We start from the raw sequence: 2133 nt of genomic DNA on the forward strand, positions 1-2133 counted from the left end.
TATGTTTTTTAGCACCATTTTTATTGCTAAATTCAGTCGAAATATTTCCCTTTCTGAACTTAACATCATATTGAGTAAATTCATTTCCCCAAATAAAATAATAAGCGTTTTTGTCCGACGTTATTATTTCAATTCCGTAATCCAATGAGTGAAATTCAGTTTCATTCCACAAAGGTTCTCCGTAATCAATTTCGTAATAATTTACGTCAATAATTGTCTTTCCAATTAATTCCTTAATCGGCTTTTCGTAATTGATAATTTCTATTTCGAGCGGTTTTTTCAAATGTTGGGTAACGTTGTTGTATATGGTTTGTTGCGTGTTTTAAGCACTAAATTTAGTAAATAAAAACCGAATAGAAAATCCGCGAGGATTTTCGTAAGTAGACTAGACTAGCAATAAATTATATACGGTGTTGGCAACTGTATTTTTAAATTCAGAGAATATTTTTCAAATCTTGTTTTCCAATTATTGCCATAATTTCCACTGTGTCATTATTTACTTTATAATAAATACTATCTGAACCAGAAACACAACGTCTATATCCTGTTTTTATATAATCGACTGATTCAAAATAAAATGGATTTTCAGCTATGAAGTCAAAGTTTTCAAAGAAAGAATCAAAGTATTTATCTGCTAGAATCATTCCGAATCTTTCAACTCCGTATTTATGGATTCTTATTAAGTCTTCCTTCGCTAAATTGCTTATTTTATAGTTAGCCATTAGATCGATGACTTTGATTCCGCTAATATTTGTTCTTTACTTAAATTCGTAAATCCACTATTTTCAGCTTTCTCTAATTTTGAGCTAATCCAGTCAACTTGTCTTTGTTGTTTTCGAGCTTGTCTTATTAAATCGTTTACAAGTTCACTTTTAGTAGAATATTCTTTTCTATCAACTTGACTTTTTAACCACTCATCATTCGGTTGAGTAAATGAAATACTTTGTCTTCCCATAAGATTTTATTTTGGTGCTAATTTACACCAAAAAAGTTAATTTAGCAAATTTCATGTTCAATTTGAGTTTCTTCAGTTTTATAGTTGCCAACGGTCTTGTATATGGCTCGTGGCGTGTAAATTAACAATTAATTTCGGATTAAGCACAAGCCAGATTTTTAAATTTTACAGCTTATTTTACTTTTTGGGAAGTTGTCAAATTTAAAAATTTGGCGACTTCCCAAATATGCCTTAACTTCGATTAAGCAACTGATTAGCTATGAGCTATATACGTTGTTACCCACAGGCTTTTCCGCTTAGTGTTTTCCGCATAATGGTTTTAATTTATACGCCACTAACTTTTCGACAACATTTAGATATTCGTTCGGCAATTCTTTAAATTCAATCACATTTAATTTAATATTCAAGTTCTTTTTTTCAGTCCAATGGACTAATTGAAGTCCTTGTGTTGAGCCTTTGATATAATAACCCAAATGTTGAATAATTCGTCCAGCAATATTGGTTAATCCATCGTATTTACGTTTTCCTCCGCGTCTAATTCCGACATAAATTATTTTGCTATCTATGTTTTTGTTTATAACGGGAACAACTCGTTGGTTAAATTTTAATTCGTTTCTTTTACTATCCAGTAAATTATTCAATTCCGTTGCGATTTGAATAGATTCACACTCAAACCAGTAAATACAGTTAGATTCTTTTTTGTTTAATTCGCTAAAAATCTGTTTAAAATTTTCGTCCTGTCTAATATCCGTTCTGAATTCATTTACGTTAGGCAATTGATTTAGGTTGAATTCATACTTTTCAGACTGTTCTAATATTGATTCAGTAAGTAGTTCAAAGTTCTTGTTTATGTTTTTCGTCACGATGTTTTTTTAGCTTGTGGGTAACGTTTTTGTGTTATGGAAAGTTGCTGTTTTGTGCGCGAGGAATTTTCCACTGGAAAATTCCAAAGTTGCAAAAACGCAACGACCTTTGGTAAAGTACTAATTTAAGCAATTTTTTATACACAGTGTTGGGCACTGTTATTTTACCATTTTCAATTCATCATTCATTTGATTTCTGAAATAGAAGTAAGTAAATATGTAAAAAGGAAGTCCTAAAAAAACATATATTAAAATACTACTTGAATCATTTTTCTTTCCTATTTCTCTATAAAATTCATTTTGATTCATAAACGA

At 30.1% G+C, this 2133-nt stretch carries 4 protein-coding genes; all 4 read right to left on the minus strand.

The window, feature by feature from the left end:
* Window positions 1-283 (minus strand): hypothetical protein (locus BA195_RS09580; protein ID WP_141677685.1); only part of this gene is annotated, 283 nt, incomplete at its 3' end.
* Between the two features lie 151 nt (window positions 284-434).
* Entirely contained in the window at window positions 435-722 is a 288-nt protein-coding gene (locus tag BA195_RS09585) for a type II toxin-antitoxin system RelE/ParE family toxin (RefSeq protein WP_068704878.1), read from the minus strand.
* Window positions 722-955, minus strand: a complete 234-nt coding sequence (locus BA195_RS09590; protein WP_068704880.1) for a ribbon-helix-helix domain-containing protein — start codon at window positions 953-955, stop codon at window positions 722-724. Before BA195_RS09590 ends, BA195_RS09585 begins: the two co-directional genes overlap by 1 nt.
* A gap of 296 nt (window positions 956-1251) precedes the next feature.
* Window positions 1252-1818 carry a hypothetical protein gene (locus BA195_RS09595; protein ID WP_068704882.1) on the minus strand — a complete coding sequence of 189 codons (567 nt, stop codon included), beginning with the start codon at window positions 1816-1818 and terminating at the stop codon, window positions 1252-1254.
* Between the last annotated feature and the right edge of the window lie 315 nt (window positions 1819-2133).

It is taken from the genome of Tenacibaculum soleae (assembly GCF_001693415.1).
Classification (GTDB): Bacteria; Bacteroidota; Bacteroidia; order Flavobacteriales; family Flavobacteriaceae; genus Polaribacter; species Polaribacter soleae.